Raw genomic sequence first — 5,781 nt, 5'->3', positions numbered from 1 at the left:
CTGGTCTCGGCGCCATTCGAGACGGGGCGGGCCTGAAGTGATCGATTTTGGAGCGCTTCCCCCCGAGATCAACTCCACGCGGATGTACGCCGGCCCCGGGCCCTTCTCGCTGATGGCCGCGGGAGTGGCCTGGGATGCCTTGGCCGCCGAACTGCACGCCGCGGCAAGTTGCTACCGCTCGGTGATCGCCGGTTTGACCACGGGACGTTGGTTGGGGCCTGCTTCGCTGTCCATGGCCTCGGCGTACGCGCCATACATGGCGTGGATGGCCGGGGCCGCCGCACGGGCCGCGGAGTCCGCAGGTCAAGCCAGACTCGCCGTGGAGGTTTTCGAGGCGGCCTTCGCGATGACCGTTCCACCCCCGGCGGTCGCCGCCAACCGGGCGCAGCTCGCGATGCTGGTCGCAACCAACTTCTTGGGCCAGAATTCGGCGGCGATCGCGGCTACCGAAGCCGAGTACGGCGAGATGTGGGCGCAGGACGCCGCGGCGATGTACGAGTACGCGGCGGGCTCGGCGGCCGCGTGCGAATTGACACCGTTCAGCCCGGCGCCGAACGTGACCAACGAGAGCGGGGTGGCCCAGCAGGCCGCCGCCGTCGACCGGGCCGCGTCGCAAACCGGGCAAACGGATCTGGCGAATGTGGTGTCCAAGGTGCCCACCACGCTGCACCAGCTTTCCTCACCGATGACGCTCGCGGGCGACACGGTCACCGACGTCGGGACCGGGGTCGGGACCGGGGCCGGGGCAGGGGCAGGCGACGCGGCGACGTCATCGCTCATGACGGGCCTCGCGTCGGGTGTGCCCGGCGCCATTCCCAGCGTTTTCTCGGCGGCGGCGACCCCTCTGTATGGGATGTCCTCCATTCTCGGCATGGCCCAGACCGCGCAGGGCCTGGCGAAAGCCGCCGGCGACGGGGTCATGGCTGCAGCATCCGGGGCCGCGAGTGCGGCCAGCTCAGGGGCGAAAGCTCTCGGCTCCCTCGGATCGGGCGTGCTCGGCAGCCTCGGCAGCGCCGCCTCGTTGGGGCATCTGGCGGTGCCTGCCAGCTGGACGAGCGTGATTCCGGCCGCCAACAGCGCCGTGTCGGCGTTGCCCGCCATCAACCTTGCCGGCGCAAACATGCCGCCCAGCGTCATGGGCTCGCTGCCCCGCCTGGCGGCTACTTCGGGCAAGACGCTCGGACCCCGGTACGGCGTGATCCCCACCGTGATGACACGCCCGCTGTCCGCCGGATACGCGTAGGCCATCGGAGTGAGCGGACAGGTGTTGATGAAGGCCCGGCGCAGGAGAAGGAGCGGTCAGTGAAGTACACGCCCACCAAAGTCGCCGGGGTGACAATCATCGACTTCGAACTCGACCGCGACCATCGCGGGTTTTCCTCACGTTCGTACTGCGCCCGCGACTTCGCCGATCACGGGCTGGACTTTGATGTCGCACAGACGAATATCTTCTTCAACTACACCCGTGGCACCGTGCGGGGTCTGTACCGCCGGATGCCGCCCCACGCCGAGGCCAGGCTGCTCCGCTGCACCCGCGGTGCCATCGTCGCCGTCGCCGCCGACGTCCGCCCCGACTCGCTGACCTACGGTGACCACGTGATGGTGGAGTTGAACGCCGACGACCACCGGACCCTGTTCCTGCCTCCGTACGTCGCTCACGGCTTCCAGACGCAGATCGATGACACCGAGGTCACCTACCACGTCAGCGGTCAGTATGTGATGGCCGACGAGCAGGGGATCCGCTGGGACGACCCCGAATTCGGGATCTCGTGGCCGCTCCCGGTCACGGTCATCTCCGAGCAAGACGCGAGCTGGCCCTCGCGTAAATCCAGGTTGGCACCAGTGGAACAGGTGGCGTCATGCGTCAGTCGGTGATCATTCCCAACACGGTGGATGTCGTGCAGCCCAGCTGGCGGCAGCTCAAGGCCTGGCCGGCCGGCATGACCGCGCCGCCTCGCAGCGAGACCAATGGTCAGCCGGAACCCGCACGTCCGGTCCTCCCGGTCGCCGGCAACGCCTTACGGCGCTGGCAGGACCAATATTCGCAGCATCTGCGCGCCAGCGACTCGGTGATTGTCTGCGTGTCAGTACTGCTCGCCCAGTACGTCCGGTTCGGCGAGATCGCGAACACGTCGGGTTACTCGGACCCGACGATGACGTCGTTTTCCTTCCTGTTCGCAGCGCTGTGGCTGTCGGCCCTCGCGGTGTTCCAAACGCGCTCAACGCGGATCATCGGGGCGGGCATCGAGGAATACCGGCGCATCGGCACCGCATCCTTCTGGACGTTCGGAATCATCGCCATGGCGACGCTGCTCGCCAACATCAACCTCGCCCGCGGCTATCTGGCGATCGCGCTTCCGGTCGGCACGTTGGGGTTGCTGGCCAGCCGAAGTATGTGGCGAAAGCGCATCTTCCGCAAGCGAGTTCAGGGCGAATGCCAGACCCGTGTTTTGGCGATCGGAGACCGGCAGTCGGTCTCGCACTTCGCGCATGAACTGGCCCGCAATCCGCTGGCCGGGTGCGTCGTGGTCGGCGTCTGCATTCCTGGTTACGGGCCGGCACGCGGCAACACCCTGACCATCGGGGGACGTCAGGTCCCGATCCTTGGCGACCAAACCCACGTGGCGACCGCGATCGGCAGCTGCGGTGCGGACACCGTGGCCGTGACGCAGACGGATCACTTTGGGATGCACGGCATCAGGGAGCTGTTGTGGCAGCTGGAGACGATGGACGTCGACCTGGTGGTGTCGCCCGGGGTTATGGACGTGACCGAGGCCAGGTTGACCCTTCGCCTCACCGGCGGACTGCCGCTGTTGCACGTCGACAAGCCGCAATACGAAGGGGCGCACCGCTTTCAGAAGCAGGCCTTCGATTTCGTGTTCTCACTGGCGGCGCTGGTCGCCACAGCACCGCTGCTCATCGCCGCTGCCATCGCCATCAAGCTGACCAGCAAGGGGCCCGTCTTCTACCGGTCGGAACGCATCGGCATCGACGGAAAACCGTTTACGATGCTGAAGTTCCGCACGATGGTTGATGGTGCGGACACCCAGCTCGAGCGCCTGCTGGCCGTCAATGAAGGCGCCGGCGGCGTGCTGTTCAAGGTGCGCGAAGACCCCCGGGTCACCCCCATCGGCAGTATCCTTCGCCGATACAGCATCGATGAGCTCCCGCAATTCATCAACGTCCTCAAGGGAGACATGAGTGTCGTCGGGCCGCGGCCCCCGTTGCGACGCGAAGTCGACAACTATGACGGCGAGGTCAAGCGCCGGTTGCTGGTGAAGCCGGGCGTCAGCGGGCTGTGGCAAGTGAGCGGCCGGTCGGACCTTTCCTGGGAAGAGTCGGTGCGGCTGGACGTGTCGTACGTCGATAACTGGTCGATGTCGGGTGATCTGATGATTGTCGCCAAGACGGTGAAAGCGGTTTTAACGAGCCACGGAGCCTATTAGGCTCGCGAGCCATGACCGAGCCGACGGCACCCGATGCGGTGGTGCCCTCGGTGCCGCTCACGCGAATGGCTCACGCGTTCTCGATCCAGTTGATCTGCCGGGCCCTGGGCATGCTGGCCTCGGTGGTCTCGGTGGCCATGACCGCACGCTATCTGGGCCCCGGGCGCTACGGCCAGCTCTCGATCGCGGTCCTCTTCATCGCCATGTGGACCAGCCTGGCCGACCTCGGAATCGCCACCGTGATCGTGCGCAGGGTGACCTCCGGCCGCGGCGACCTGGAACGCCTGGTCCGGATCAACAGCGGCCTGGCCCTGATGTACTGCGTACCGTTGGCGGCGCTGGCCGCGCTGTCCGGATTGCTCATCTATCGCGACGCGGACGTGCGGGTGATGCTCGTGGTGCTCTCGGGTGCCCTGCTGATGCAAACCATGGTCACGCGTTTCGAGCCGGTGTTTCTTGCCACCGTCCGGTTCTCCGCGGTGGCCATCTCCGACCTTGCCGGCCGGCTGGGCGCGCTCGGCATGGTCGCCTGGCTGGTGGCGACCCGCGCGGACGTCGTCTGGTTCGCTGTGGCACAACTCATCCCGCCCGCCTTGCAGGTGCTGATCCAGGGCACCGCAGCGATGCGGCACATCTCGGTGCGGCCGATCTTCGCCCTGCGCGAAGCCGCCGACCTGTTGCGGGAAAGCCTGCCCCTCACCGGGTTCTTGGTGGTCGGATTCCTTTACTGTCGCGCTGACGGGGTGATCCTGTCCCTGCTGAACACCCATGCAGAGGTCGGCGTGTACGGGTTGGCGTTCACGATCGCCTTCAACACCATCGTGGTGTCGCTGATCTTCCTCAAGTCGACGCTATCGACGGGCACCGAGCTGTTTTCGCGTGACATCGCCGCCTTCGCCGGGTTTCTGCGCCGCAGCGTGGAGTTGATGTACTTCGTGGCGGTCCCCGTCGCGGTGGTCGGCGCGCTACTGGCCGGACCGCTGATCGCGCTCTTCGGCGACAAGGCCTTCGTCGCCCGCGGCACGCCGACACTGGCGTTGTTGTTCGTCGCGGCGGCCCTGCGCTTCGTCGGCGGCACCCTGGGCCAGGGATTGGTCGCTGCGCACTACCAACAGGTCTTGTTGTGGTTGACGGTCGCCACTCTCGCGCTCAACATCACGCTCAATCTCGCGTTGGCCGGACGGTACGGCGCCCTCGGCCCCGCCGTCGCGCTGGTGTGCACGGAGGCGTTCAACATGGCGATCTCTAGCTGGTGGCTCCGCCGTCGGTGCGGTTACCGTACGCCCGTGAGGTTCGTGCTGCGGTTACTGATACCAACGGGCGTGAGTGTGACCGTCACGCTGTTGCTTTCGGACCACAACGTGGTTTTCATTCTGGTGGCCGCCGCCGCGGCGTACCTTGCCACCAGCGCGGCGGTCGGCCCGCTCTCCTGGTCGTCGCTGGTCGCGTTACGCCAGAAGCAGGCCTCCGCGTGATCAGGACTCGCGACGATTTGCGCGCGTACCTGGTGGCGGACTTGAAGTCGTATGGCCTACAACGTTGGCGGCTTCGCCACCGGATCTTGGAGCGCCCGGCCCATTTTCAGCGCCTGCTGCGCAAATCCGAGTACTGGACCAATGCGGCCCGGACGCCGGCGGGGCGCGCTGTCGCCGCATATTTGCGGCTGCGAACCAAGTTCTTGGGCGAAAGGCTCGGATTCGACATCCCGCGCAACGTCTTTGGTCCGGGTTTGTCGATTGCCCACGCCGGCTTGATAGTGGTGCATTACCAGGCCCGTGTCGGTGCAAACTGCCGGATTCATCACGGCGTGACGATCGGAGAAGGGCGCCCCGGCCACCATCCGACGATCGGCGATGACGTGTTCATCTCCCCGATGGCGATGGTGCTGGGCGCGAAAGTCGGCAACCGCGTGAACATCCGCCCGGGCGCGGTGATCACCAAATCGGTGCCGGACGATGTCGACGTCGCGGGGTATCCGGCCCGGATCGTGAACGACCGCCGCCCAGGCGCGACAATAGAGGAGTAACCGATTTCCGCATCCGCTGCGATTGTCCCGCCACCAGCGTGGCGGTCGGCCCGCTCTTCCGGCCGGCGCCGGCCCCGTGGTACCGGAAGTGCCCGGCCACATGATGCGTGAAACGGATCGGGCGTACCTGAAACGCCCGGTCGGCGCCACGCCCGCCCTGCCGTCCATGCGGTCGCTCGCGGTGCTGATCGTGGCCGGCGATCACCACGATCTGCTCGACGCGTGCCTTGGCAGCGTCGCCGAGCACCTGCCTGAGTTTCCCGTCTATGTCTACGGCCACGCGGAATCGGCCACGAAATACCCTGCGGT

At 66.6% G+C, this 5,781-nt stretch carries 5 protein-coding genes and 1 pseudogene; all 6 read left to right on the top strand.

What is annotated here, in order from left to right; translation table 11 throughout:
• The first annotated feature begins 37 nt into the window (after positions 1 to 37).
• Entirely contained in the window at positions 38 to 1,243 is a 1,206-nt protein-coding gene (locus tag Q0W90_RS22795) for a PPE family protein (protein ID WP_297594282.1), read from the top strand.
• 59 nt (positions 1,244 to 1,302) lie between these two features.
• A complete protein-coding gene (locus Q0W90_RS22790; RefSeq protein WP_297594284.1) occupies positions 1,303 to 1,875 on the top strand; it encodes a dTDP-4-dehydrorhamnose 3,5-epimerase family protein in 573 nt (190 codons plus the stop codon).
• The gene (locus Q0W90_RS22785; protein WP_297776789.1) at positions 1,860 to 3,446 is read left to right on the top strand and encodes a sugar transferase; all 1,587 of its coding nucleotides are present in this window, start codon (positions 1,860 to 1,862) and stop codon (positions 3,444 to 3,446) included. The genes Q0W90_RS22790 and Q0W90_RS22785 overlap by 16 nt, the downstream gene beginning before the upstream one ends.
• An 11-nt stretch (positions 3,447 to 3,457) precedes the next feature.
• Entirely contained in the window at positions 3,458 to 4,921 is a 1,464-nt protein-coding gene (locus Q0W90_RS22780) for an oligosaccharide flippase family protein (protein WP_297776786.1), read from the top strand.
• Positions 4,918 to 5,472 carry a serine acetyltransferase gene (locus Q0W90_RS22775; RefSeq protein ID WP_297776784.1) on the top strand — a complete coding sequence of 185 codons (555 nt, stop codon included), beginning with the start codon at positions 4,918 to 4,920 and terminating at the stop codon, positions 5,470 to 5,472. The genes Q0W90_RS22780 and Q0W90_RS22775 overlap by 4 nt, the downstream gene beginning before the upstream one ends.
• A 100-nt stretch (positions 5,473 to 5,572) precedes the next feature.
• Positions 5,573 to 5,781, top strand: a pseudogene (locus Q0W90_RS22770) (glycosyl transferase family 1); the annotation flags it as partial.

It is taken from the genome of Mycobacterium sp., from assembly GCF_025933915.1.
GTDB lineage: Bacteria > Actinomycetota > Actinomycetes > Mycobacteriales > Mycobacteriaceae > Mycobacterium.
This window is presented reverse-complemented; position numbering and strand designations above follow the sequence as displayed.